The organism is Pseudomonas anuradhapurensis (assembly GCF_014269225.2).
Lineage (GTDB): Bacteria > Pseudomonadota > Gammaproteobacteria > Pseudomonadales > Pseudomonadaceae > Aquipseudomonas > Aquipseudomonas anuradhapurensis.
Genome location: NZ_CP077097.1, coordinates 2,613,129 through 2,636,471, shown reverse-complemented (window position 1 = coordinate 2,636,471; position 23,343 = coordinate 2,613,129). Strand labels below are relative to the sequence as shown.

The 23,343-nt window shown below is 63.0% G+C and carries 19 protein-coding genes; 9 read left to right on the top strand and 10 right to left on the bottom strand.

All coding sequences use genetic code 11. The features are described 5' to 3' along the window. Positions 1-79: 79 nt before the first annotated feature. The gene (locus HU763_RS12275) at positions 80-1,036 is read right to left on the bottom strand and encodes a helix-turn-helix transcriptional regulator (protein ID WP_186685994.1); all 957 of its coding nucleotides are present in this window, start codon (positions 1,034-1,036) and stop codon (positions 80-82) included. 250 nt (positions 1,037-1,286) lie between these two features. Then, complete coding sequence (locus tag HU763_RS12270; RefSeq protein ID WP_186685996.1) at positions 1,287-2,018, bottom strand: hypothetical protein; 732 nt, start codon at positions 2,016-2,018, stop codon at positions 1,287-1,289. 213 nt (positions 2,019-2,231) lie between these two features. Here HU763_RS12270 and HU763_RS12265 point away from each other — a divergent pair, with 213 nt between their 5' ends. After that, positions 2,232-3,617 (top strand): hypothetical protein, encoded by a 1,386-nt coding sequence (locus tag HU763_RS12265; protein WP_186685998.1) that lies wholly within the window; start codon positions 2,232-2,234, stop codon positions 3,615-3,617. Between the two features lie 206 nt (positions 3,618-3,823). Here the strand turns inward: HU763_RS12265 and hisN are convergent, their stop codons facing one another. Then, the gene (gene hisN, locus HU763_RS12260; protein ID WP_186686001.1) at positions 3,824-4,615 is read right to left on the bottom strand and encodes a histidinol-phosphatase; all 792 of its coding nucleotides are present in this window, start codon (positions 4,613-4,615) and stop codon (positions 3,824-3,826) included. A 126-nt stretch (positions 4,616-4,741) separates the two neighbouring features. On the opposite strand from hisN, the gene HU763_RS12255 reads away from it, so the two are divergent. Then, the gene (locus HU763_RS12255; RefSeq protein WP_186686004.1) at positions 4,742-5,632 is read left to right on the top strand and encodes a universal stress protein; all 891 of its coding nucleotides are present in this window, start codon (positions 4,742-4,744) and stop codon (positions 5,630-5,632) included. Positions 5,633-5,876: 244 nt separating this feature from the next. After that, positions 5,877-8,012: a TonB-dependent siderophore receptor gene (locus HU763_RS12250; protein ID WP_186686007.1), complete on the top strand. Its 2,136-nt coding sequence runs from the start codon at positions 5,877-5,879 to the stop codon at positions 8,010-8,012. A 110-nt stretch (positions 8,013-8,122) separates the two neighbouring features. Here HU763_RS12250 and HU763_RS12245 read toward each other — a convergent pair whose 3' ends face one another. The 4 genes from HU763_RS12245 to ptrR all read right to left on the bottom strand — a co-directional run bounded on the left by HU763_RS12245 (position 8,123) and on the right by ptrR (position 11,074). Next, positions 8,123-8,584, bottom strand: coding sequence for an acyloxyacyl hydrolase (locus HU763_RS12245; RefSeq protein ID WP_420831056.1), 462 nt, complete (start codon positions 8,582-8,584; stop codon positions 8,123-8,125). 252 nt (positions 8,585-8,836) lie between these two features. Then, positions 8,837-9,583, bottom strand: a complete 747-nt coding sequence (locus tag HU763_RS12240; RefSeq protein WP_186686015.1) for a phytanoyl-CoA dioxygenase family protein — start codon at positions 9,581-9,583, stop codon at positions 8,837-8,839. Between the two features lie 54 nt (positions 9,584-9,637). Beyond that, complete coding sequence (locus HU763_RS12235) at positions 9,638-10,081, bottom strand: carboxypeptidase regulatory-like domain-containing protein (RefSeq protein ID WP_186686018.1); 444 nt, start codon at positions 10,079-10,081, stop codon at positions 9,638-9,640. Positions 10,082-10,207: 126 nt separating this feature from the next. Continuing rightward, positions 10,208-11,074 carry a putrescine utilization regulator PtrR gene (gene ptrR, locus HU763_RS12230; RefSeq protein ID WP_186686021.1) on the bottom strand — a complete coding sequence of 289 codons (867 nt, stop codon included), beginning with the start codon at positions 11,072-11,074 and terminating at the stop codon, positions 10,208-10,210. 107 nt (positions 11,075-11,181) lie between these two features. On the opposite strand from ptrR, the gene HU763_RS12225 reads away from it, so the two are divergent. Continuing rightward, on the top strand, positions 11,182-12,567 hold the full coding sequence (locus HU763_RS12225; protein WP_186686024.1) for an aldehyde dehydrogenase family protein: 1,386 nt from the start codon (positions 11,182-11,184) through the stop codon (positions 12,565-12,567). Positions 12,568-12,702: 135 nt separating this feature from the next. Here the strand turns inward: HU763_RS12225 and HU763_RS12220 are convergent, their stop codons facing one another. Both HU763_RS12220 and HU763_RS12215 read right to left on the bottom strand, forming a co-directional pair. Further along, positions 12,703-14,613, bottom strand: a complete 1,911-nt coding sequence (locus HU763_RS12220) for a DEAD/DEAH box helicase (RefSeq protein ID WP_186686026.1) — start codon at positions 14,611-14,613, stop codon at positions 12,703-12,705. A gap of 168 nt (positions 14,614-14,781) precedes the next feature. Continuing rightward, positions 14,782-15,681 (bottom strand): helix-turn-helix domain-containing protein, encoded by a 900-nt coding sequence (locus tag HU763_RS12215; protein WP_170029994.1) that lies wholly within the window; start codon positions 15,679-15,681, stop codon positions 14,782-14,784. A 181-nt stretch (positions 15,682-15,862) separates the two neighbouring features. Here HU763_RS12215 and HU763_RS12210 point away from each other — a divergent pair, with 181 nt between their 5' ends. The 4 genes from HU763_RS12210 to HU763_RS12195 all read left to right on the top strand — a co-directional run bounded on the left by HU763_RS12210 (position 15,863) and on the right by HU763_RS12195 (position 20,608). Continuing rightward, entirely contained in the window at positions 15,863-17,221 is a 1,359-nt protein-coding gene (locus tag HU763_RS12210) for a glutamine synthetase family protein (RefSeq protein WP_186686028.1), read from the top strand. Between the two features lie 197 nt (positions 17,222-17,418). Next, a complete protein-coding gene (locus tag HU763_RS12205; protein WP_186690304.1) occupies positions 17,419-18,507 on the top strand; it encodes a polyamine ABC transporter substrate-binding protein in 1,089 nt (362 codons plus the stop codon). A gap of 13 nt (positions 18,508-18,520) precedes the next feature. Then, complete coding sequence (locus tag HU763_RS12200) at positions 18,521-19,816, top strand: NAD(P)/FAD-dependent oxidoreductase (protein ID WP_186690306.1); 1,296 nt, start codon at positions 18,521-18,523, stop codon at positions 19,814-19,816. Positions 19,817-19,927: 111 nt separating this feature from the next. Continuing rightward, positions 19,928-20,608 carry a DUF3313 domain-containing protein gene (locus tag HU763_RS12195; protein WP_170030002.1) on the top strand — a complete coding sequence of 227 codons (681 nt, stop codon included), beginning with the start codon at positions 19,928-19,930 and terminating at the stop codon, positions 20,606-20,608. A gap of 144 nt (positions 20,609-20,752) precedes the next feature. Here HU763_RS12195 and HU763_RS12190 read toward each other — a convergent pair whose 3' ends face one another. Then, entirely contained in the window at positions 20,753-22,129 is a 1,377-nt protein-coding gene (locus HU763_RS12190) for an L-serine ammonia-lyase (protein WP_186690308.1), read from the bottom strand. A gap of 146 nt (positions 22,130-22,275) precedes the next feature. Here HU763_RS12190 and HU763_RS12185 point away from each other — a divergent pair, with 146 nt between their 5' ends. Beyond that, complete coding sequence (locus tag HU763_RS12185; protein WP_186690310.1) at positions 22,276-23,226, top strand: LysR substrate-binding domain-containing protein; 951 nt, start codon at positions 22,276-22,278, stop codon at positions 23,224-23,226. Positions 23,227-23,343: the final 117 nt, after the last annotated feature.

The following is a 23,343-nucleotide window of genomic DNA, read 5'->3' as shown; positions in this document are numbered from 1 at the left end:
GTCAGGTTAGGGATTGGTAGGCGGCGGCAATATCCGCTTTGTGCGCAGTGCTATCCGTTTTGTGCAGGCAGTGGCTGGTTCAGCGCCGATTGCGCAAGGTTTCCGAGGGCAGCTCGCCAAACTGCTGCCGATACACCTCGGAAAACCGCCCCAGGTGCAGGAAGCCGTAGTCCATGGCCAGTTCGGTCACGCTGTGCACGCTGCAACTGGCATCGCCCAGGCAGGCATGCACCTGCTCCAGCTTGCGCTGGCGCACATACTGCTTGGGCGTGGTGCCCAGGTGGCGGTCGAACAGTGCATACAACGAGCGCAGGCTCATGCATGCCTGCTCTGCCAACGCTTCGGCGGAAAGTTCGAGCCTTAGGTTGCGTTCGATGTAGTCGAGGATTCGTTCCAGGCTTGCTCCGGGTGAACCCAGGCGCTCGCGACGGATATTGGTAGTCATCAGCGTCAGCAACTTGCTGGCGACGATCTGGCTGTAATGGCCCTGTACCCTTGGCAGCGAATCGCTCACTTCCGCTTCATGGCACACCATCGCCAGCAGGTTGACGAAACCGTCCAGCTCATCCAGCCGATAATGGTTGCGCAGGAAGCGCACACCGCCATCGGGCCGCTGCCAGCGCTGTTCGTCGCAGATCGAGTCGAGCAGCCGGGCCGGCACCTTGAGGATGAATTTCTCGCAGTCTTCCGAATAGGTCAGGTCGACCGGATCATCCGGGTTGATCAGCAGCAGCTCGCCCGGTACCAGGTGCTGCTCGCGCTTGGGCCCACGCCACAAGCAGTTGCCGTTGAGCAACAGCTGCAGGTGGTAGATCGTTTCCAGTGCTGGCGAGGTGACGCGTACGCTGCCGCCATAGCTGATGCGGCACAGGTCCAGTTCGGCGAACTTGCGGTGGCTGAGGCTGGCCTGCGGGTGGGTGGTGCGGGACAGACCGATGCAATGCTGGCCTACATGCTGGTTCACATAATCGGACACAGCATAAGGGTCGGCGTGATGAAACACGCTACTGCGCTCGCTCAGCAGGCGGCTTTCCATAGGCAAGGCACTCGGTATCGTTGTTGTTCTGGTCCCGCGCCCTACGGCCAGACAGGCGGTGGTTGCGGTCGTCACGGTCATTCTATCGACCCGGCTGGCGGGCGCAGGGGCAGGCGACAACCGGTGAGTGGCCCCACTTAAGCAAAATGGCCGGGGTTGGGCAATGCGCGGCAGGGAATGGTCGGGCGGATAGCGGACAGCCGACTACCATAGGCGTGCGGTTATCGCACGCTATTCCAATGCCGCACCCTCACTGCACTGGCAGGAAGTTCATCAACAACAAGCTTTGCGCGTAATTCAGGCCGATCCGCCGATAGCGCTCGTCAAGCAGCTCGGCCAGCAAATCCAGGCGCGCCACGATCTTGCCGAACTCCACGGCAAAGCTGAGGTTGCTGCCTTCCTCGGAAATTTCATTGGAGAACAGCAACAGCTCCCCATTGGCATCTTGTCGCTGGCTCAGCATCCAGGTGGCTTTTTCGATATTGCGCGCAGCGTTGTTGACGAACAGCGGGTCGATGGTGTCGGTCATGTAGAACTCGGTACGCCCGCCATGCGCGGTGATCAGCATACCGCCGATGGCGTAGATGAACGCGCCGACCCGATCGCCGCGGAACTCCGGGCTCAAGGCATAACTCAAGGCCGCCAGGTCACGGCGCTTGCCCAGTTGCGGCAGCGGCTGGCGTTGTTCGATGGCGATGCGGATCTGCCGCTCGGCAGTGGCGGCATCGACGTAGCCGGAAAGCTTCCACTGGTTGGGGTTGCGCAGGTACAGCTTGTTCATCAACAGGTACAGGCTCTGCAGATTGTCGCGCATGGCCAGCGTGGCCATGCGGTCGACGCTGGTCTGGAACAGCTCGCTGGGCTTGCCGTTGCCGAGCTGATCGAGCATGCCGCGCCCCTGCTCCTGGGTGCAGGCGCACAGGCAGCTGAAGGCGCCAACCAGCAGCAGGCACGAGAAGATTTTGGTATTGCTTGCAACCATCGGCACCGGGTCGATATTCGGCGGCCGCTCCGGGTATCGGTGCGGCTTGGCCAAGAATAGAGCGCGGAAATTCCAAAAAGTGCGAAATGTAGGTAACCAGGATCGCCGAACGCACGGCTACTAGCCGCCGTAGAGCAGGTCACCTGATATATTTGCCAGTTTCGGGTTTGCTCAGGATGGAGAAATACTCTGCGCCCCAACGGAGGATTCACCATGAGCAAATATGCAAAGAACCCCGGTGAACTGGATACTGACTTTGGCATTGACGGTTATGCCAGACTCCCTGTCCCCCAAGACGCCCTATCTTCGGGCGGGGTGTACTCAACAACAATCGATTCAGCGAACCGTATAACCTGGGTCGGCGGCGCTCCGATCGACGGCGAGGATTTCTATTTTTTTGCAAGGCTGGATGCCAAGGGCATCTGGGAGGCTGATCCAGGCTTCGTCGCAATTGAAGATCCTGCGTTGGATCCGTCGCTCTCCTATGGACAGGAGTTCCATTTCATTACGCCCGCGACACCTGCACTGGACTCGAATTATATCGCGCATTCAAAATGTGCAACATGGACCGGTGAGGATTGGCTCTGGCAAGCGGCTGTCGGCCAATACCGAAACAACTTCGCACCGCTGGACGGCTTCGGCGTGAAAGGGATGATGCTCGTCCGGCCTGACAGCCAGCGCATACCAACAGCAACATCCACCGCCAAGCACGAACAACGGCCGAAAACAAAGCCTGCCCATGAGGCAAAGATTCCGAAAAATCTGAAGAACAGATATAAGGATGAGGTATTTGCACCCGCTACCCGTAGCGTATTGCTAGGCAACACGATCAAAACTTTGTACGCCTCTTCGCTCGATGGCCAGCCGAACAGTCAAAGGCTGTGGGTCGCGCTGCACGATGCCGAGACTGGAGTCCCGGTAACCGGTCTTGGTCCAGATGGCACTCAAAGCCAATGGCTCATTCCGAATTTTCTGGGTGATACCTTCGAGCCGTGGGGTTGTCACTTCTTCAAGGACGGTGGTTTTGTTCTGGCAGGCAAAGAAGGTGCACCCGGCATCGTCGCCAGATACAAGAGCAACGGCGAGCTGGATACGGACTTCAACCAGGCCGGCTTTATTGAACTCGCTAACCGCAGCATTCAATTGGGGGCGGACGAAAGTAGGATCATTATCAGCCAAGGCACTTATTTCACTAGCGAGGCTGGACGCACAATCAACCTGACGATTCGTGTGTACAACAAGCAAACCGGCTTACCGGATACGCAGTTCAACGGAGACGGTGTGCTCAGTATCGATATCGACCCTGGTGCTGATATCAGGGCTCTCACAACGGAAGCCATCCTCGTTGCACCCGAAGGGTCGATCTATATCGCAGGAAACTTGCTTCACATGGAACAGTCCAGTTTCTACCAGCAAGGTATCATCCACAAGGTCACCCAAGATGGCAGACTGGACGCTAACTTCGCTTCCGAAGGACGCTACCTGGTTCCAACAGATCGATTGAACACCTTGCGCGCAGCATACCTGGGGGCGGACGGACTCCGTTTCATCTCCCAACTGAATGAGGGTGGTCGCTGTGTCATGAAACTCTTTATCTGATTGCCGCCAAACCTGGCAGGCCTTTGAACACAGTGGCTTGCCGGGTTTGGCGTTAGGTTCTGTATGAAAAGTCTTGAAACGAAGGTCAGGCAAGGCGAAAACAACCGAGGAAGCGGAGTTTACGGGTTGTAAATGAGCATACCGACGCTGTTTTCAACGCAGCATCACCGTGTATCAAGGCTTTTCCTACAGAGCCTAGCGCCTGTTCACTGCTGGTGGCGCAACATATCCACGACCAGTGCATGCAGCGCCGGGTCACCGCAAGCCACTACGCAGCCACCATTCTGCGCGCTGCTGCCGTCCCACGCGGTGATCACCCCACCCGCCCCTTCGATGATCGGCATCAGCGCCTGGACGTCATACGGCTGCAGGCTGGCCTCGACGATCACGTCGACAAACCCGCTGGCCAGCATGCAATAGGCATAGCAATCGCCGCCGTAGCGCATCAGCCGCGCCTTGCCGGCAACCGCCTCGAACGCCGCCTTGCGTTCAGCGGTGTCGAACATGTCCGGGGTGGTGCACATCAGCGTGGCCGAAGCCAGGTCGCCGCAGGCGCGGGTTTTCAACGGCGTACCGTTGCGCCAGGCGCCTTCCGGTGTGCCGACAAACCGTTCACCAGTGAATGGCTGGTTCATCACCCCTACCACCGGCTGCGCGCCGTCGTTGAGGGCGATCAGCGTGCCCCACAGCGGCAGGCCGGTGATAAAGGCGCGGGTACCGTCGATCGGGTCGAGCACCCAGGTCAGCGGGCTGCTGCCGACAGCCACCCCGGCTTCCTCGCCGAGAATGCCGTGCTCGGGGTAACGGGCCTGGATCAGCGCGCGCATGGCGTCTTCGGCCGCCTTGTCGGCCACGGTCACCGGGTCGTACAGGCGCCCGCCCTTGTCCTCGACATCCAGGCTGGCGCGAAAGTAGGGCTTGATCGCTTCAGCAGCAGCATCGGCCAACTGCTCGGCAAAGGCGCGGTACTCGCCGATCTGTTCAGCACTCAGGGACATGGGACGGGCCTCGTGACAAAGATGGGGCACGCATCATACCTGACACATCGCCCCGCTGTACGTGGCAGCGGTCTAGACTGAACATGACCAGATCACCGGGGGGGCTGCCACACGTGGAGGTGTGCGATGAGCCAGTTCAAGCGTCTGTTCGTCATGCTCGGCCCGCAGATGCGTCACACGCCGGCGCTGCAACGCGCGGCGGCGTTGGCGGAATCCAACGGTGCCTTGCTGGATATCAATGTGTTCGTCGACGATGTCGACACCTTCGGCTTGATGAGCGATAGCCGCGAACGCGAACGGCTGCTCAGCGACAACCGCCAATGGCTGGCGGACGAAGCCGAACAACTGGTCAACGCCGGCCTGGACGTGTCCACCGAGCTGCTGCTGACCCGTGACCCGCTGGGCAGTGTGCTGGAACGGGTCGAACGCCTGGGGTGCGACCTGCTGATCAAGGACGTGCAGCACGAACCGGTGCTCAAGCGCCTGCTGGTGACGCCACTGGACTGGCAGCTGCTCAAGGACAGCCCGATCGCCGTGCACCTGGTCAGCGATATCCGGCTGCCCCTGCCCCGGCAGATCGCTGCCGCTGTGGACCTGAACAGCCATGGCGCTGGCGAGCATCTGGACGAACAGGTGATCCACTGCGCCCATGCCCTGGCCCTGCAGTGCAACGCCGAGCTGCACCTGCTGCATGTATGCGACGCAGCGAAGACCCACATTGCCGACTTCGGTGCCGGAACGGTCACCATGCCCGGCTTCGATGGCAACCTGCGGGCTGCGCAGCGAGCGGCGTTCAACCGCCTGGGCGACCACCATCAGATTCCGTTGGAGCGTCGGCACTTCCTGGAAGGCCCTGCAATCAAGGCCATTGCCCAGTTCGTCGGTCATAGCCGGGCCGACGTGATCGTGATGGGCAGCCACCGGCATGACGCCCTGCAGACCTTCCTGGGCGGGACCACGGCGCATGTACTGGAGCACCCGCTGTGCAATGTATTGGCAATCAAGGCGGTCCGCTGAGTGCTGGTTAGCTGATCCGGGCTATTCGCGGACACGCCCGCTCCCACAGCTCATCGAAATTGCCAGAACCCGAGACGCACTTGTGGGAGCGGGCGTGCCCGCGAAGATGTCAGCACCGATTGGCCTGCCCGGTATCTGGCACAGCAGTGCCACATAAAAATAATGCATCTGATAATGATTCGTAGTAGTTTTGCGCCGCTTTCGCCCCTTTCCTTCAGCGCCCTACTCCAGGATCGTCCCGTCGATGCGCCGTACGTTCGTTTCGCTTTGTGTGCTTCATGCCGTCTCCCCGTTGGCCTTTGCCGAGCCCGAGCCGCTCGGCGCCCCCGCCCAGATCGAACTGCAGGCCCTGAGCATTACCGGCAATGCCGACAGCGAGCGTGCCGATGGCCCCGTCGACGGCTACAAGGCCAGCCGTTCGGCCAGCGCCACCCGCACCGACACCGCGCTGCATGAAACCCCGCAATCGGTCAGCGTGGTGCCCAAGGACGTGCTGCAAGACACTGGCGCCACCCGCCTGCAGGACGGCCTGGACTATGCCGGTGGTGTCGGGCGCGCCAACAACTTCGGCGGCCAGGGCCTGACCACCTTCACCGTGCGCGGCTTCACCACCGGTGAGTTCTACCGCAACGGCTTCCCGATCAACCGTGGCTACCCCAACGCCCCGGACGCCAACACGGTCGAACGCCTGGAGGTGATCCGTGGCCCGGCCAGCAGCCTGTATGGCCGAGGTGACCCCGGTGGTACCTTCAACGTGGTCAGCAAGCAGCCTTTGCCCGAGTCGAAGGTCACCCTGGGCAGCCAGTTCGATGACCAGGGCATGCACCGCGCCACCCTGGACGCTAGCGGGCCGCTGAACCAGGACGGCTCGCTGGCCTACCGCCTCAACCTGCTGGGCGAAGGCGGCGACAGCTTCCGTGACGATGTGGAAAGTGAGCGCTATGACGTGGCGCCGGTCGTCAGCTGGCAGGTCAATGACAGCACCAAGGTCGTCTTCGAGGGCGACTTCATGCGCAACAACCACCCCCTCGACAGGGGCCTGACCCGCTATCCCACCCAAACTGGCAGCGCGTCGCGGGACACCTACATCTGGGAAAAAGGCAGCGACAACCTGCTGCACAACGACAACAACATGACCCAACTGCGCTTCGAGCACCTGCTCAACGAAGACTGGACGCTGGGTGGTGGCTTCCAGTACCTCGATGGCTCGCTCAAGGGTAATGCTGTCGAGGGCACGAAATTACAGGCAGATGGCCGTACGCTTGATCGCAACTTCAACTACCGCAAGCTGGAGTGGACCGACCGCGACTGGCAGTTGAACCTGACCGGGCATTTCGATACCGGTACGCTCAGCCATACCCTGCTGACCGGCATCGAGTACGAAAACTACCACTACAGTTCGATTATCCGTCGTTCCTCCGCGCCCTACCCGATCGACATCTACGACCCGGTTCTGGGCCAACCGCGGCCGGCGCTGAATGCGACGCCAACGACCTGGGACAATGAAAAGCTGCAGACCTGGGCTTTCTTCATCCAGGACCAGGTGGCGCTGACCGAACGTCTGAAGGCGTTGGCCGGTGTGCGCTTCGAGCGCTTCGAGCACGACTACGACGACCGCCGTGCCGCCAACCGCGACTTCCAGAAGGGTGAGAACGGCGTCACGCCACGCTTCGGCCTGATCTACGACCTGACCGACACTGTGGCGGTCTATGCCAATACCGCGCGCTCGTTCAAGCCCAACACTGGCACGCCCGCCGGCAACGGTAGCAGTGGCTTCGACCCAGAGAAAGGCAAGTCCTACGAGCTGGGTGTGAAATGGGAAGCACTCGATCGTCAGCTGAGCGTCGACGCGGCGATCTACCACATCGTCAAGGAAAACGTACTGGCCAACGACCCGAACGACGCCACCGGTACCTACAAGATCGCGGCCGGCGAAGTTCGTAGCCGTGGCCTGGATATCAATGTCGCCGGCAACCTCACCCCCGAATGGCGCGTGATCGGTGGCTATGCCTACGTGGACGCCGAAGTGACCAAGGACACGAGCCTGCCCAAGGGCACCCACCTGGCCAACATCCCGCGCAACAGCTTCAGCCTGCTGAACACCTACGAGTTCCAGGATGGCCTGGCCAAGGGGCTGGGGTTGGGCGTTGGCGTGAAGTACGTGGATGACCGGGCCGGGCAGACGGCGGCCAGTACCTACACCATGGAAAGCTACAGCGTGGTGGACCTGTTGAGCTTCTATCAGGTCAACGAACATGTGCGGCTGAACCTGGACGTGAAGAACCTGTTCAACAAAGGTTATGACGAGGGAGCGTTCAACAGCTACGTCTACCCAGGCGCGCCACGGACGGTTCAGGCTGGCGTTTCCTATACCTTCTGAATCGCCGGGGCTGCCTTGCAGCCCATCGCGACACAAGGCCGCTCCTACAGAATGAACGCGTCTGTAGGAGCGGCCTTGTGTCGCGATGGGCCGCAAAGCGGCCCCCGGCCTCAGAAGCCTTTGCTGTAGAACAGCGAGTACGATTCGATGCCGTCGTTAGGCTGCTTGAGCCCCGCGTTGGAATAATGCATCGCGCGGATCCCCACCTTCTGCTCCCCCGGCAATTTCAGGCCAAAGCCGATGCGGTCCTCGAAGTTGAGCGCCGACCCCAGGCGCTGGTCGCCCACGTCGGTCTTGGAGAACGCCGCCAGGCCAATGCCGGCCTCAATGTAGGGGGTGTAACGGAAACCGCTGAATTCATAGGTGAACACCGGGCTGACCGAAAGCGAATGGGCGCCACTGGCCTCACCGCCTTCCCAATAGGTGTAGGCCGCATCCCAGTATCCGCTGAGGTAGCCGGAGCTGCTTTCCAGCCATTTCTTGTCCCAGTCGAACGACAGGCCGATACGGTAGGTCATGTCGCCTTGGCCAGTTGCGCCAACGGCACCGGACACCTGCGCTGCCTGGGCCATGTTGGCCGCGGCAAAGGCCAGCACTGCGGCAGCCAGCGAAGCTGCGAAACGGGTTTTCATCAATGACTTCTCCTGATGGTCGATACGGCAAGCGGGGGCTCGAGCCCCTCGATTTATGGTGACCGGACCATCCAGCCCGGTCACACCAAGTAATACTTTTCTGATTATTGTCCAGATAATCAGAAAGTTGGAAGTGAATTGCCACTATTGGCTAATCCCTTCGACTTGCATCGACCTTCCGGTTACCGCTACTCAGTCATATTCCGCTTCGTCATGCTCGCCGAGCAAACGCCGTTGTCGGGGCGTGGCCGCCTCCAGCACCTGCGGGTTGAAGCGCCAGTCCAGATAAGGAGAAAACTTCTGCGCCACCATGCGCCGGCCATAGTGCACTTGCAGCATGTCACGCACACGTGTCTGGCTGTTGTTGGCCCCGCCGCGGTGCCAGACATCGCTGCGAAATACCAGCGCATCGCCTGCCTGGCACAGCAGCGGTACTGCCTGGCGGCCCTGCCACTGGTCCTCACCAGGCTGCGGAGGCCGCCCAGCACGATGGCTAGCGGGCACGATCCAGGTCGGCCCGATGTCCTGGTCAATGTCGCTGAGGTACAACTGCGCCGTCAGGATCTGCGCAGGTTGGACGAAGTCGCCGCGTTCGCTGAGCCAGTCGGGCAGCTGCATGGGCAGGTGGTCCAGATGCAGGGCCATGCCGGGGTAGCCGGGGTGGCTACGCCAGGCGGTCTGGCCGATTACATGGCAGTCGGCGCCCAGCGCCGCTTCGGCCAGGGCAATCAGCGCAGGCAGGTCGAGAAAGGGTAGCCACAGCGGGTTGCGGTTGAACACGCACTTGTAATGTTCCAGCAGCCCCTGATAGTCCCAGTGGATGGGTTGCAGGTCGTCGATGGCGCAGCGCAACAAGGCGATGCGCAAGGGCTCGAGCACAGCGGGGAGCAGCACGTAGCCCTGCTCGTCCAAGCTTTGCAACTGCAGGTCCAGGCTCATGATGACACGCCTTGTGCAGGCAGGAGTACAACTGTACTCCTGCCGTATTTTCCATCAATGCCAGTTCAGATTCACGGTCGCAGGCGACTTGCCGTTGACGGTGACCATTTGTTGCACCGTTTCGCCCTGAGCATTGCCAGTGACTTTGTACTTGCCCGGCGGCAACTGCACGTACAGCAGCGGCCCGGCATCCGAGATGCTGAGCACGGGCTGACCTTGGGCATTCTGGATATCCACGCTGGCACCGCTTTGGAACTTGCCTTCCGGGCCGGTCGAGAGTTCGACGTGGAGGTCATAGCCCGGGGTCTTGCGCAGGGCATTGGCCTCGTCCTGGCCGATGCCCCCTTGCAGGTAGCGCACGCCGTTCTGCTCCTGGGGCTGCAGCTGCACAGCCTGCATGTCGATCCGGGCATTCAGGTCGGCGGCAGCCGCCAGGGTCCAGGGCAGCGCCAGGGCGACCAGCAGTGCGGCACCGAGGGCATAGTGATGATTACGCATGGTACGACCCTCCGTTCGAGGATGGCTTACCTATTATCTGATCGTTCTGGCGAAACAGTGTTCGTACAGACGCGTGGTCGCCTGGATGAAATTCGCTTTAACAAACAAGTTTTTTGAGCAGAAACATCAGCTTGCGCGGCCTTCTTCGAGTAATTTCACGAACATGCTCAAGCTGCGTGACACCGTGCCCCGTCGCCAAACCAGCCAGGTTTTCAGGTAGCGGAAATCCTCCGACATTGGCCAGGCGCTGACGGTGCTGCAACCAGGCATGTTGTCGAGCATGCTGCGCGGCATCATGGCCAGCCCGGCGCCGGCGCTGACACAGGCCAGCATGCCGTGGTACGACTCCATTTCGTGGATCTTGCCCGGTACCGCCTGGTCCTGCACGAACCAGTTCTCGAAGTGGTGGCGGTACGAACAGTTGGCGCGGAAAGCGTAGATGTTTTCGCCGTTGACGTCCTGGGCGCGGTGCACCGGGGCATGGTTGAGTGGCGCAATGACCATCATTTCTTCCTCGAATACCGGCATACCCTCCAGCGTCGGGTGCAGTACCGGCCCGTCGACGAACGCCGCCACCAGGCGCCCGGACAGCACGCCCTCGAGCATGGTCCCGGATGGCCCGGTGGACAGGTCCAGGTCGACCTTGGGGTAGCGCTGGTTGTACGCCGCCAGCAAGGCCGGGATGCGCACTGCCGCCGTGCTTTCCAGCGAGCCCAGGGCGAAGGTGCCTTGCGGATCCTCGCCGGCCACCGTCAGGCGCGCCTCGTGAACCAGGTCGAGGATACGCCGGGTGTATTCGAGAAAGTTCCAGCCTGCCGGTGACAGGCGCAGGCGGCTCTTTTCCCGAATGAACAGTTCCACGCCAAGGTCTTCCTCCAGCTGCTTGATGCGTGTAGTCAGGTTCGACGGTACCCGATGGATGTGCTGCGCGGCGGCGCTGATACTGCCCTGCTCGGCGACCGCCTTGAAGATTTCCAGTTGCACCAGGTCCACAGTCTTTCTCCAAACGTGAATGTTTCGCTCATTATTATTCAGTTTTCATTAAAGCCCTAGCCCATTAGTCTGACGTCTCGGATCAATGACAACGAGAGTGTCCCGCCATGAGCGCGATCAGCAGCCTGACCCACGCCATCTCCCTCGACCCGTACAGCGGTGAGCAGATCGGCGCCTACCCGTTCGACAGCGACGCCGCAGTGGAAGCGGCGCTGCAACGTGCCAAGGTTGGCTTCGGCCAGTGGCGCCAGGTGTCGCTGGGTCAGCGCAGCGAGTACTTGCTGGCCCTGGCCAGCACCCTCGAAGGCAAGGCCGAAGCCTTCGCGCAGATGATCAGCCGCGAAATCGGCAAACCGATCGCCCAGGCCCGTGGCGAGGTCAGCAAATGTGTCGGCCTGTGCCGCTGGTACGCCGAGCACGGCCCGGCAATGCTCGCTGCCGAGCCGACCCAGGTGGAAAAGGCCCGCATCGAATACCGCCCGCTGGGCCCGATCCTGGCGGTGATGCCGTGGAACTTCCCGGTATGGCAGGTACTGCGCGGCGCCGTGCCGGCGATCCTGGCCGGCAATACCTACGTGCTCAAGCATGCCCCGAACGTGATGGGCAGCGCTTACCTGCTGGGTGAGCTGTTCAAGGATGCCGGCCTGCCAGAAGGCGTGTTCGAGGTACTGAACGTGACCCCGGACGGTGTCACCCGTGCCATCAACGACCCGCGCATTGCCGCCGTCACCCTCACCGGCAGCGTGCGGGCCGGCATGGCCATTGGTGCGCAGGCTGGCGCGGCGCTGAAGAAGTGCGTACTGGAACTGGGCGGCTCCGACCCGTTCATCGTGCTGGCCGACGCCGACCTGGATGCTGCCGTGAAGGCGGCGGTGATCGGCCGCTACCAGAACACCGGCCAGGTCTGTGCAGCGGCCAAGCGCCTGATCGTCGAAGCCAGCGTCGTGGAGGAATTCACCCGCAGGTTCGTCGACGCCACGCGTGAGCTGAAGGTGGGCAACCCGCTGGAAGACGATACCTACATCGGCCCGATGGCCCGTTACGACCTGCGTGACGAGCTGGATGGCCAGGTCCAGGCGAGCATCGCCGAAGGCGCTACCCTGCTGCTGGGCGGGCACAAGGTCGAAGGTGTGGCCAACTTCTACGCGCCGACCGTGCTGGCCAACGTCACCCCGGACATGACGGCGTTCCGCCAGGAGCTGTTCGGGCCGGTAGCGGCGATCATCAGCGCCCGCGATGCGGACCACGCGGTGGAGCTGGCCAACGACAGCGACTTCGGCCTGGCTTCGACCATCTACACCGCCGACTACGCGTTGGCCGAGCGCATGACTGCAGCCCTGGATACCGGTGGCGTGTTCATCAACGGCTACTGCGCTTCCGACCCCCGCGTGGCGTTCGGCGGGGTGAAGAAGAGCGGTTTCGGGCGCGAGCTGTCGCACTTTGGCGTGCGTGAGTTCACCAATGCGCAGACGGTTTGGCTGGATCGTAACTGATCGGTGCCTTGGGGCTGCTTTGCATCCCATCGCGACGCAAGGCCACTCCTACCGATCCGCCCCCCGCGTGGTTCGAGCAGGTTCGGGTAGGAGCGGCCTTGCGTCGCGATGGGCCGCTAAGCGGCCCCGAATATCTCAATCCCGAACCTGGTCCTTGACCCAGTCCAGCATTCCCCCCGGCACGATCAGTTCATGCCGCGCCCGCGAACAGGCGGTGTACAACCCGGCCAACATCCGCGCACGCTCGTTGCGGTTACCGGCCACCTGCGGCGCCACCATCAGCTCCGGCGATACCATCACCCGGGCAAATTCCATGTTCTTCACATCCCGCACCCGCCCCAGGAACAGCTTGGGCGCCTTGTCCCAGCGGTAACGGCTCTTGGCCCTGGCGAAGTGCTCCGGCGTGTAGCCCTTGCGCAGCATGTTGGCCACGGCAACGAAGGCCTTGTCATCGCCCTTGTCCTGCTCCAGTGCCTGCCAACTGGCATAACGGAACAGCATCGGGTGGCGTGGCCGGGTGCCATGGCGATACAGCTCGATGCAGTCCTCGACGAACAGCTCGAAGTCCTTGCGCGCGCTTTTCAGCAGCACGAACGGCACGCCCTGGTGCGTCAGGCGCTGGAACCAGCCGAACAAGCCCCATTCGTCGTCGACGATCAGCGCGGTGGGCTGTTCGGGAACGCTGACGGCATCGAAGAAGCTGACCCGGGTGTAATGCTCGGCGCTGCCGCTGAAAGCCCCCTGGATCGCCGCCGGGTGGGCCTGGATCAATGGGTTGAGCACGTTGTCCATGGCCGGCCCGGCGCGCAGTGAGCGGTCGATGCAGCGCTGGCGAATGAAGCTGCCGTGGTGCGGGCTGAGGCCGTTGAGGTTCTGCAGCTCGTCACCCAGGGCAATGATCGACTGCGGGCTGCGGTCGAGCACGGCGAGCATCGGCGCCGACAGCTCGTGGGCCTCGTCGACGATGACATGGGTGTAGCGGCTGTCGATCACATCCGCAGTCAGCGACAGCAACTTGACCCGGTGATAGTCGCGTACCGGCAACTGGATTTCCCGGGCTGACGGGCGAATCAGTTCCTGCCAGTACAACCGTGCCTTTTCCAGCAGCACCTCCTGGTCCAGCGGCGTAGTCCCCGGCCCGGCCCACGGCAGATGGTGCAGTTGCAGCTGGCTATCGGCGCTGTGGCAGAAGCTCCGCACGGCACGAATGCACAAGGCCACCACCTCACGGGCAGCCAGCGGGCCGATGTCGGGGATGCCCAGCCAGCGGACCACCTGCGCATCCTGCGGGCGCCACGACAGTTTGGTGCGATACGGGTCACGCAGGCGCCAACCGTTGCTGGTGAGGTCGCGGTTGAGCAGCTCGTCGGCCAATTGGCCGAAGGTCAGCGCCGTGTAGGCGGCGGCGTCCTTGACGCGCGCCTGCAAGGCTCGCAACTGGCCTTCGGTCAATGCCAGCAATAGCGTACGCTGGGGGTCGAGCAGGCGGGCGAACTGATGAATCAGGAAGGTCTTGCCGGTGCCGGCGAAGCCCTGCACGGCCACCGATTCGTCGACCCCACTGAGAAACTCGCGCAACAGCCGGTTCTGCTGGTCGCTGAGCATCAGGTCGCTGGCCAGCGACGGCAGGTACACCGGGTGCAATGGCGTTGCGCGCTGGCGATAGTTGGCGGCGAACTGGAAGTTCCACTGGCCTTCGGCGTCCAGCAGCTCGTCGGCCTGGTACGGCACCTCGCCGGACAACAGTGCGATCCCGTTCTCGCCGAGCATGCCCAGGCCCATCGCGAAGGCTTCACGGTCGAAGTGCTGCGCCACCTGGCCCTGGAAACGCCCGGGTGCGGCGCTCTCGACCTCGTTGGCGATGCGCACGATTTCAGCGAAACGGCGTTCCTGCGCGTCCGCCGAGGCCGTGGCGGGCTGGCGCGGCAGGTTTTGCACGAACAGCACTGTAGCGGCTTCCAGCAGGCTGGCGGTACTGAAGAACTCGGTAGCAGGCGCGCTGGCGAGGCGGTCGGCCTGGTCGCTGGGCAAAGGCAGGTAGAACATCGGCACCTCGGGTGGAAACAGGGCGGCACGATAGCAATTTTTGTGCTGCGATGCTGGGTTCAGTAGCGCCTGGGGCCAGCCCTTGCGCGGGCAACCCCGCCGCTACAGGGTCACCACGGGTTTGGGAGCGGGTTTACCCGCCAAAGGGCCAGCAGCTATTCGCAATACTCAACCCCTGCCCCGCTTCAATGTCTCGCTGGGAAACTCCTTGAACAACTGGCGGTAACTCTCTGAAAACCTTCCCAAATGCCAGAACGACCAGCGCATCGCCACCTCGGCCACCGTCACCCCGCCGTTGCGCAACAGGTCGCGCCGCGCACCGTTGAGCCGACGCAGACGCAACCAGTGCGCCGGCGACATGCCGGTAAACGCCTTGAATGCCTGCTGCAGCTGGCGCAGGGAAACCCCGGCAACCGCCGCCAGTTCCACCAGGTTCAGAGTCTCCTCCGGGCAGTCGGCCGCCCACTCACTGACCCGGCGCATGATCGCCCGTTCCTCGTCGCGCCGCCCCAGGGCCACGCCCTGCAAGCGTTGGCAGGCATTGTCGAGGATGAACAGGCAGTCATCCAGCAGCTGTTCCGCCAGGGCCTGCCCCTGCAATGGGCAATCGGCCTCGCCCAGGCGGGTCAGCGTGGCACTCAGCCAACTGCCGAACAGCGCATTCTGGCCGCTGCCCAACGGCACCATGAACAACCCTTCGAGGCGCTGCGGGTCCAGGCCATGACCGGCCAGGAACGCCTGGTCGAACACCACCGCCACTTCCTCGTAGTTCTCCGGCGTGATCCAGATGTTGCGGCTCTGTTCGTTCAGCAGGTACAGGCTGTTCTCGCTGCGGTCGAAGCAGAACGCCAGCGCACCGCTCGGCGCCCGGAAGAATTGCTCCACCCGGGTGTTCAAGCGCTCCTCGTACACCTGCACCCCCTCCAACCCCAGGCAACGCAGCTCTCCGCTGAAATGCCCGGGCGACATCTGCCGATACTGCTGCTGCCAGGCAGGGGTGGCACGCACCTGCTCGGTGACGTCGGTGGTATGGAAGGCCTGGACTTGCAAGGCATTGGCGGTGGTCACGCGCGGTCCTAGTTGCACTCTTATGGTGCATTCGTTGCCGGAGAAAGTGGATAGATCGGCCACAGGGGCTGCGACCAAGATAGTCTCCAGTGCGTCAACTGGGAAGCGCAACGCCTTCGAAACCTGTAACGGGTTTCAACGCGAACCCGCTCCCCCACCGAAACCCAACCAAGAGGTCTGTATGAACGCCCCCTTCGATCAGCTGTCCACCTGGCTGAAAGAACACCGCATCACCGAAGTCGAATGCGTGATCAGCGACCTGACCGGCATCGCCCGCGGCAAGATCGCACCCACCGCCAAGTTTCTTCACGAGCGCGGCATGCGCCTGCCCGAGAGCGTGCTGCTGCAGACGGTCACCGGCGACTACGTTGACGATGACATCTATTACAACCTGCTCGACGCCGCCGACATCGACATGGTCTGCCGCCCTGACCCGACTGCCGTCTACCAGATCCCGTGGGCCATCGAGCCGACCGCGATCGTGATTCACGACACCTTCGACAAGCAAGGCAACCCCATCGAACTGTCGCCGCGCAACGTACTGAAGAAGGTGCTCAAGCTGTATGCCGACCATGGCTGGCAGCCGATCGTGGCACCCGAGATGGAGTTCTACCTGACTCAGCGCTGCGAAGACCCGGACCTGCCGCTGCAGGTACCCCTGGGGCGCTCGGGCCGGGCCGAAAGCGGCCGCCAGTCGTTCTCCATCGATGCCGCCAACGAATTCGACCCACTGTTCGAAGATGTCTACGACTGGTGCGAGATCCAGGGCCTGGACCTGGATACGCTGATTCACGAAGACGGCCCGGCGCAGATGGAGATCAACTTCCGTCACGGCGACGCGCTGGACCTGGCCGACCAGATCACGGTGTTCAAGCGCACCATGCGCGAGGCGGCGCTCAAGCACAATGTCGCGGCCACGTTCATGGCCAAACCGATCACCGACGAACCGGGCAGCGCCATGCACCTGCACCAGAGCGTGGTCGACATCGCCACCGGCAAACCGATCTTCGCCAATGATGATGGCAGCATGAGCCAGCTGTTCCTTTACCACATCGGTGGCCTGCAGAAGTACATCCCCAAGCTGCTGCCGATGTTCGCCCCCAACGTCAACTCGTTCCGCCGCTTCCTGCCGGACACCTCGGCACCGGTGAACGTCGAATGGGGTGAAGAAAACCGCACCGCCGGCCTGCGCGTGCCCACCTCCAGCCCCGAGTCGATGCGCGTGGAAAACCGCCTGCCCGGCGCCGATGCCAACCCGTACCTGGCCATTGCCGCCAGCTTGCTGTGCGGCTACCTGGGCATGGTCGAGCGCATCGAACCCAGCGCCCCAGTACAGGGCCGCGCATACGAACGACGCAACCTGCGCCTGCCGATCACCATCGAAGACGCCTTGCAGCACATGGAGGACTGCGAAACCGTGCAGCAGTACCTGGGCAAGCAGTTCGTCCAGGGCTATGTGGCGGTCAAGCGTGCCGAGCACGAGAACTACAAACGGGTGATCAGCTCGTGGGAGCGTGAATTCCTCATGCTCAGCGTCTGAACCGGCCCCTGGCCGCACCTATGCGGCTTGTTGTAGGAGCGGCCTTGCGTCGCGATGGGCTGCAAAGCAGCCCCAAGGCCTCAGCACATGAGGCATAGATTGTTGGGGCTGCTGCGCAGCCCATCGCGACGCAAGGCCGCTCCTACACACGGCAACACCCCAGCGAACTCGAAAAACAAGACCAACGAGGTGTCCCCATGCGTCATCTGCAAACCCTGATCCCCGCCGCCTTCACCCTGCTGTTCGCCAGTACCAGCCACGCCACCCCCTCGGTCAGCGTGTACAACTGGACCGACTACATCGGCGACACCACCTTGGCCGATTTCCAGGCCAGCAGCGGAATCAAGGTGATATATGACGTGTTCGACTCCAACGAAACCCTCGAAGGCAAGCTGCTGGCCGGGCGCACGGGTTATGACGTGGTGGTACCCTCCAACCACTTCCTCGCGCGCCAGGCCCAGGCCGGTGCCTTCCTGCCGCTGGACCGCAGCAAGCTGCCCAACTGGCGGCACCTGGACCCCAAGTTGCTCAAGCAGCTTGAGCAGAACGACCCCGGCAACCGCTATGCCGTGCCCTACCTGTGGGGCACCAACGGCATCGGCTATAACGTCGACAAGGTCAAGGCGGCCCTCGGCGTCGATCATATCGACTCGTGGGCGGTGCTGTTCGAGCCCGAAAACCTGAAGAAGCTCAAGCAGTGCGGGGTGGCGTTCATGGACTCGCCCGACGAACTGTTCCCCGCCGTGCTCAACTACCTGGGCATGAACCCGCGCAGCGAGCAGCCGGCCGACTACGCCAAGGCCGAAGCCCGGCTGCTCGAACTGCGCCCCTACATCACCTACTTCCACTCCTCCAAGTACGTTGCCGACCTGGCCAATGGTGATGTCTGCGTGGCCTTCGGTTATTCCGGCGATGTGTTCCAGGCGGCCAACCGCGCCGTGGAGGCGAACAACGGCGTAAAGGTCGCCTATAGCATCCCCAAGGAAGGCAGCAACCTCTGGTTCGACCTGCTGGCCATACCCAAGGACGCCAACAACCCTGAACAGGCACTGGCGTTCATCAACTACCTGCTCGACCCCAAGGTGATCGCCAAGGTCAGTGCCACTGTCGGTTACGCCAACGCCAACCCTGATGCCCAGGCCTACATGGACGCCTCGCTGGTCAACAACCCCGAGGTCTACCCACCCCAGGCAGTGCTGGACAAGCTGTACATCTCCAGTACCCCGAGCCCGAAGATCATGCGCGTCATGACCCGCTCCTGGAGCAAGATCAAGTCCAACCGCTGAGCCGAGAATACCCATGTCTTTCACGACCCAACACGCCGCCTCGTACTACGCCGCCACGGCACGCGATGCGGCGCCCTACCCTAGCCTGGACGGCGAACTGATAGCCGACGTGTGCGTGGTCGGCGGCGGGCTGACCGGGGTCAACACGGCCCTGGAGCTGGCCGAGCGCGGCCTGTCGGTGGTACTGCTGGAAGCCCGGCGCATCGGCTGGGGCGCCAGCGGGCGCAACGGCGGCCAGCTGATCCGCGGCATCGGCCATGATGTCAGCGGCTTTGCCCGTCATGTCGGCCAGGACGGCGTGCGTTATCTCAAGCAGGCCGGCATCGATTCGGTAGCACTGGTGGCCAGCCGCATCGCGCAGTACGGCATTGCCTGCGACCTGCGCTGGGGCTTCTGCGAACTGGCCAATACGCCCGCCCAGTTCACTGCATTCGAGGATGAGCTGTGCGACCTGGCTGCCCTCGGCTACCGCCCTGAAACCCGCCTGGTCGGCGCCAACCAGCTGCACGAGATCGTCGCCAGCGACCAGTACGCCGGTGGCCTGGTAGACATGGGCTCGGGCCACCTGCACCCGCTCGACCTGGTCCAGGGCGAAGCACGTGCCGCCCACGGCCTGGGCGTGCGCATCTTCGAGCAGAGCCCGGTGCTGCGCATCGAGCGCGGCGCCCAGGTCGTCCTGCATGCGCCGCGTGGCAAGGTGCGCGCGAGCAGCCTGGTGCTGGGCTGCAACGCCCACCTCGACGAGCTGGAACCGCGCCTGAGCGGCAAGGTGCTACCTGCCGGCAGCTACGTGGTGGCCACCGAGCCTTTGCCCGAGGCGCTGGCCAGCCGCCTGATCCCGCAGAACATGGCGCTGTGCGACCAGAAAGTCGGCCTGGACTACTACCGCCTCACGGCGGACCGGCGCCTGCTGTTCGGCGGTGCCTGCCATTATTCCGGTCGCGACCCCAAGGACATCGCTGCCTACATGCGGCCCAAGGTACTCAAGGTGTTCCCGCAATTGGCCAACGTGCAGATCGACTACCAGTGGGGCGGCATGATCGGCATCACCGCCAACCGTTTTCCCCAGGTCGGCCGCCTCAGCCAGCAGCGCAACGTGTACTACGCCCAGGGCTATTCCGGGCATGGGCTGAACGTGACGCACTGGACCGCCAAGCTGCTCGCCGAAAGCATTGCGCTCGGCCACAGCCGCGGGCTGGATGTATTCAGTGCGGTGCCGCACCTGACCTTCCCTGGCGGCAAGGCACTGCGCTCGCCGCTACTGGCGCTGGGGATGTTGTGGTACCGCTTGCGCGAGGCGCTGGGCTGAACAGCCGCGACAGCGGGGCCATTTTTCATGGCGATTGAACTCAGCCACTGGCCATCTGTCGCGCACCTGCTAGCGTTGTTCTGGCCGACTCCACATGGATGCATGTTGATCATGAAATCACTGCCTCGCATTACCCTGTTGTGCGCCGCATTGCTCGCCGTTGCTGCCTGCTCCAGCAACCGCGTGGACCCCAAGGACTACTCCGGCTTCCTCAAGGACTACAGCCGGCTGGCAGAAGCCAAGAGCCCCTCGGGTGACCCGGTGATGCGCTGGATCGACCCCAAGGTCAACGTCAACCAGTACAGCCAGGTCTACATCGAGCCCAGCCAGTTCTACCCCAAGCCACAGCCGACAGAGGTCATCTCGGCGCAGACGCTGCAGGAAATCACCCGCTACTTCAATGAGGCCCTGCGCCGTGAAATGGGCAGCGTCGTGCCCCTGGCCAAGGGCCCCGGCCCGGGGGTAATGGTGGTGCGCCCGGCCATCACTGCAGTGTCCACCAGCAACGAAGGCCTCAAGCCTTACGAGATCATTCCCATCGCGTTGATCTCGGCCGGCGTGAACACCGCCATGGGCGGCCGCGACCAGGAGGTGGATGTTGGCGTCGAGGCGGCCTTCCTCGATGGTGCCAGCCAGAAGGTGCTGGCCCAGGTGGTGCGCAAGGGAACAGGACAGGAACTGGAAAACAAGACCACCAAGCTGACCCTGAACGATGTCAAGCCGGTGCTGGATGGCTGGGCCAAGGACATGCGCGCGAGCTTCCTGGCAGCGAAACAGAAAGCCCGCCAATAACCGCCCGTTGCAGGGGCCTTGTGTCGCGAAAGGGCCGCAAAGCGGCCCCGGGATTTCAATGCAGATAGATGAAACGGGGCTGCTTTGCAGCCCTTTCGCGACACAAGGCCGCTCCTACACAAGCGCGGTAGGCGATGAGGTTACTCAACACTCCACGAACGCAACAGCCAAACCGCCGCGCGAGGTTTCCTTGTAGTTGGCGTGCATGTCCGCCCCGGTATCGCGCATGGTGCGGATGACCCGATCGAGCGAGATGAAATGCTCGCCATCCCCGCGCAAGGCCATCTGCACGGCGTTGATCGCTTTCACGGCGGCGATCGCGTTGCGCTCAATGCAGGGCACCTGTACCAGCCCACCCACCGGGTCGCAGGTCAGGCCAAGGTTGTGCTCCAGGGCAATCTCGGCCGCGTTTTCCAGTTGCGGCGGCGTCGCGCCAAGTACCTGGGCCAGGCCGGCAGCGGCCATCGAACAGGCCGAGCCCACCTCGCCCTGGCAGCCCACCTCTGCCCCGGAAATCGACGCGTTCTTCTTGCACAGGATACCGACTGCCGCTGCGCCCAGCAGGAAGTCCACCACATCCGCATCGCAAGCGCCGGGGTTGAACTTCATGTAGTAGTGCAATACCGCCGGGATGATGCCGGCCGCGCCATTGGTCGGCGCGGTCACCATGCGCCCGCCGGCGGCGTTCTCTTCGTTCACCGCCAGGGCGAACAGGTTGACCCATTCCATGGCACTGAGGGTGGAACCGATCACGTTGGGTTTGCCCAGCTCCTGCAGGCTGCGATGCAACCGTGCCGCGCGCCGCTTGACCTGCAGCCCGCCGGGCAGGATGCCTTCGTTGCGCAGGCCGTTGTCGACGCATTCACGCATGGCCGCCCAGATCCGCAGCAGGCCCTCGCGGACTTCGGCCTCCGGGCGCCAGGCGCACTCGTTGGCCATCATCAATTGCGCCACGCTCAAACCATGGGTTTTGCACAAGGCCAGCAACTGCGCAGCGCTATCGAACTCGTACGGCAGCTGCACCGCGTTCGCTGCGCCTGGTGGCGCATCGATATCGGCTTGCTCGACGATAAAGCCACCACCCACCGAATAGTAGGTCTGGCGCAACAGGCTGGCCTGCCCGTCCAGGGCTTCCAGGCTCATGGCGTTGGGGTGGTAAGGCAGGTTTTCGTCGAGCAGTAGCAGGTCTCGGCTGTACTCGAACGGCAGCGAGTGGCTGCCATCGAGCATCAGGCATTGCGCCTGCATGACCTGGGCGATACGCGCCTCGATGGTGGCCGGGTCGATACGGTCGGGCCACTGTCCCATCAGGCCGAGCAGGCAGGCGCGGTCGGTGGCGTGGCCAACGCCGGTGGCCGACAGCGAGCCATACAGGCGCACCTCGACACGGCGCACCCGGCCCAGCAGCCCTTGCTCACGCAGGGCCTGGGCAAAGGTCGCTGCTGCCCGCATCGGGCCGACGGTATGGGAGCTGGACGGGCCGATGCCGATTTTGAAAAGGTCGAAAACACTGATAGCCATGCTAATGCCTGAGCGTACCCGGCCATGTAGCCGCGGCACGGTAATCGGAAAAAATTGAGCGGTATTGCGAAGTTGCGCGATACTGCCGCGCTGGCTCATGGATGACCAACGAAACTTCCTAAGCAAGGCTTTAGCGGTACTAAACGATGCGTCGACAACTCAATGGCCAGGTGTTCGTCTGGCTGCATGTATTTGCCTGTGCGGCCCGGCACTTGTCCTTCACCCGCTGCGCCGAAGAACTGCACATCACCCCCGGTGCGGTCAGCCAGCAGATGCGCCAGCTCGAAGAGCGCCTGGGCTATCGCTTGTTCCTGCGCCGGGCGCGCGGCGTCGAACTGAGCGCCGAAGGGCAGCGCCTGGCGCAGACGGTGGCCGAAGCCTACGGCAGCATCGAAGCCGAACTGTTGCGCCTGGACGCGGGCGAAATCCGCGGCACCTTGCGCTTGCGTTCGATCCCGTCGTTCCTGGCCAAGTGGCTCACGCCGCGCCTGCCGCGTTTCCAGCAGCGCTACCCGGACATCGAGCTGCGCCTGGTCGCCGAAGACAGCGCCCAGGCCTTGACCCCGGGTGATTTCGACCTGGCCATCGACCTGAACGATGGCAGCTACCCCGGCATGCTCTCGACGCCACTGCTGGACGAGCAGATCTTCCCGGTGTGTTCCCCCACCCTGCTGCGCGGCCGCCCGCCGCTGCACGGGCCGGCAGACCTGGCGCATTATCCGCTGCTGCATGACATCACTGCCTGGCGCGGCAGTTCGGAGTACGCCGAATGGGAGTTCTACCTGGAGGGCATCGGCGCTGCTGGCCTGGATGTACGGCGCGGGCACACGTTCAACCGTAACCACCTGACCATCGAGGCAGCGATTGCCGGCATTGGCGTGGCGATTGCGCGACGCACACTGCTCAACGACGAACTGGAGCGCGGGGCACTGATCGTGCCGTTCGGGGTGCCGATTGCCAACCACAAGCGCTACGTGGTGCATTACCCGCCAGGTGGGTTGAACCAGCCGGGGGCGCGGGCGGTACATGACTGGCTGGTGGAAGAAGCGCGAGGGTTCAGGGAGTTGCACCCGCTAAGCAAGGACCAACCAACCTGAACGCGGTCTTTGTAGCGGCCTTGTGTTGCGATGGGGCGCGCAGCGGCCCCGGAAATCCGTGCGTCGACGCCGAAATCACCGGGGCCGCTGCGCGCCCCATCGCGACACAAGGCCGCT

Bases quoted from the DNA above. Each gene is read 5' to 3' on its own strand.
- HU763_RS12275 (WP_186685994.1), bottom strand. From the start codon at position 1,036: ATGGAAAGCCGCCTGCTGAGCGAGCGCAGTAGCGTGTTTCATCACGCC.
- HU763_RS12270 (WP_186685996.1), bottom strand. From the start codon at position 2,018: ATGGTTGCAAGCAATACCAAAATCTTCTCGTGCCTGCTGCTGGTTGGC.
- HU763_RS12265 (WP_186685998.1), top strand. From the start codon at position 2,232: ATGAGCAAATATGCAAAGAACCCCGGTGAACTGGATACTGACTTTGGC.
- hisN (WP_186686001.1), bottom strand. From the start codon at position 4,615: ATGTCCCTGAGTGCTGAACAGATCGGCGAGTACCGCGCCTTTGCCGAG.
- HU763_RS12255 (WP_186686004.1), top strand. From the start codon at position 4,742: ATGAGCCAGTTCAAGCGTCTGTTCGTCATGCTCGGCCCGCAGATGCGT.
- HU763_RS12250 (WP_186686007.1), top strand. From the start codon at position 5,877: ATGCGCCGTACGTTCGTTTCGCTTTGTGTGCTTCATGCCGTCTCCCCG.
- HU763_RS12245 (WP_420831056.1), bottom strand. From the start codon at position 8,584: ATGGCCCAGGCAGCGCAGGTGTCCGGTGCCGTTGGCGCAACTGGCCAA.
- HU763_RS12240 (WP_186686015.1), bottom strand. From the start codon at position 9,583: ATGAGCCTGGACCTGCAGTTGCAAAGCTTGGACGAGCAGGGCTACGTG.
- HU763_RS12235 (WP_186686018.1), bottom strand. From the start codon at position 10,081: ATGCGTAATCATCACTATGCCCTCGGTGCCGCACTGCTGGTCGCCCTG.
- HU763_RS12225 (WP_186686024.1), top strand. From the start codon at position 11,182: ATGAGCGCGATCAGCAGCCTGACCCACGCCATCTCCCTCGACCCGTAC.
- HU763_RS12220 (WP_186686026.1), bottom strand. From the start codon at position 14,613: ATGTTCTACCTGCCTTTGCCCAGCGACCAGGCCGACCGCCTCGCCAGC.
- HU763_RS12210 (WP_186686028.1), top strand. From the start codon at position 15,863: ATGAACGCCCCCTTCGATCAGCTGTCCACCTGGCTGAAAGAACACCGC.
- HU763_RS12205 (WP_186690304.1), top strand. From the start codon at position 17,419: ATGCGTCATCTGCAAACCCTGATCCCCGCCGCCTTCACCCTGCTGTTC.
- HU763_RS12200 (WP_186690306.1), top strand. From the start codon at position 18,521: ATGTCTTTCACGACCCAACACGCCGCCTCGTACTACGCCGCCACGGCA.
- HU763_RS12195 (WP_170030002.1), top strand. From the start codon at position 19,928: ATGAAATCACTGCCTCGCATTACCCTGTTGTGCGCCGCATTGCTCGCC.
- HU763_RS12190 (WP_186690308.1), bottom strand. From the start codon at position 22,129: ATGGCTATCAGTGTTTTCGACCTTTTCAAAATCGGCATCGGCCCGTCC.
- HU763_RS12185 (WP_186690310.1), top strand. From the start codon at position 22,276: ATGCGTCGACAACTCAATGGCCAGGTGTTCGTCTGGCTGCATGTATTT.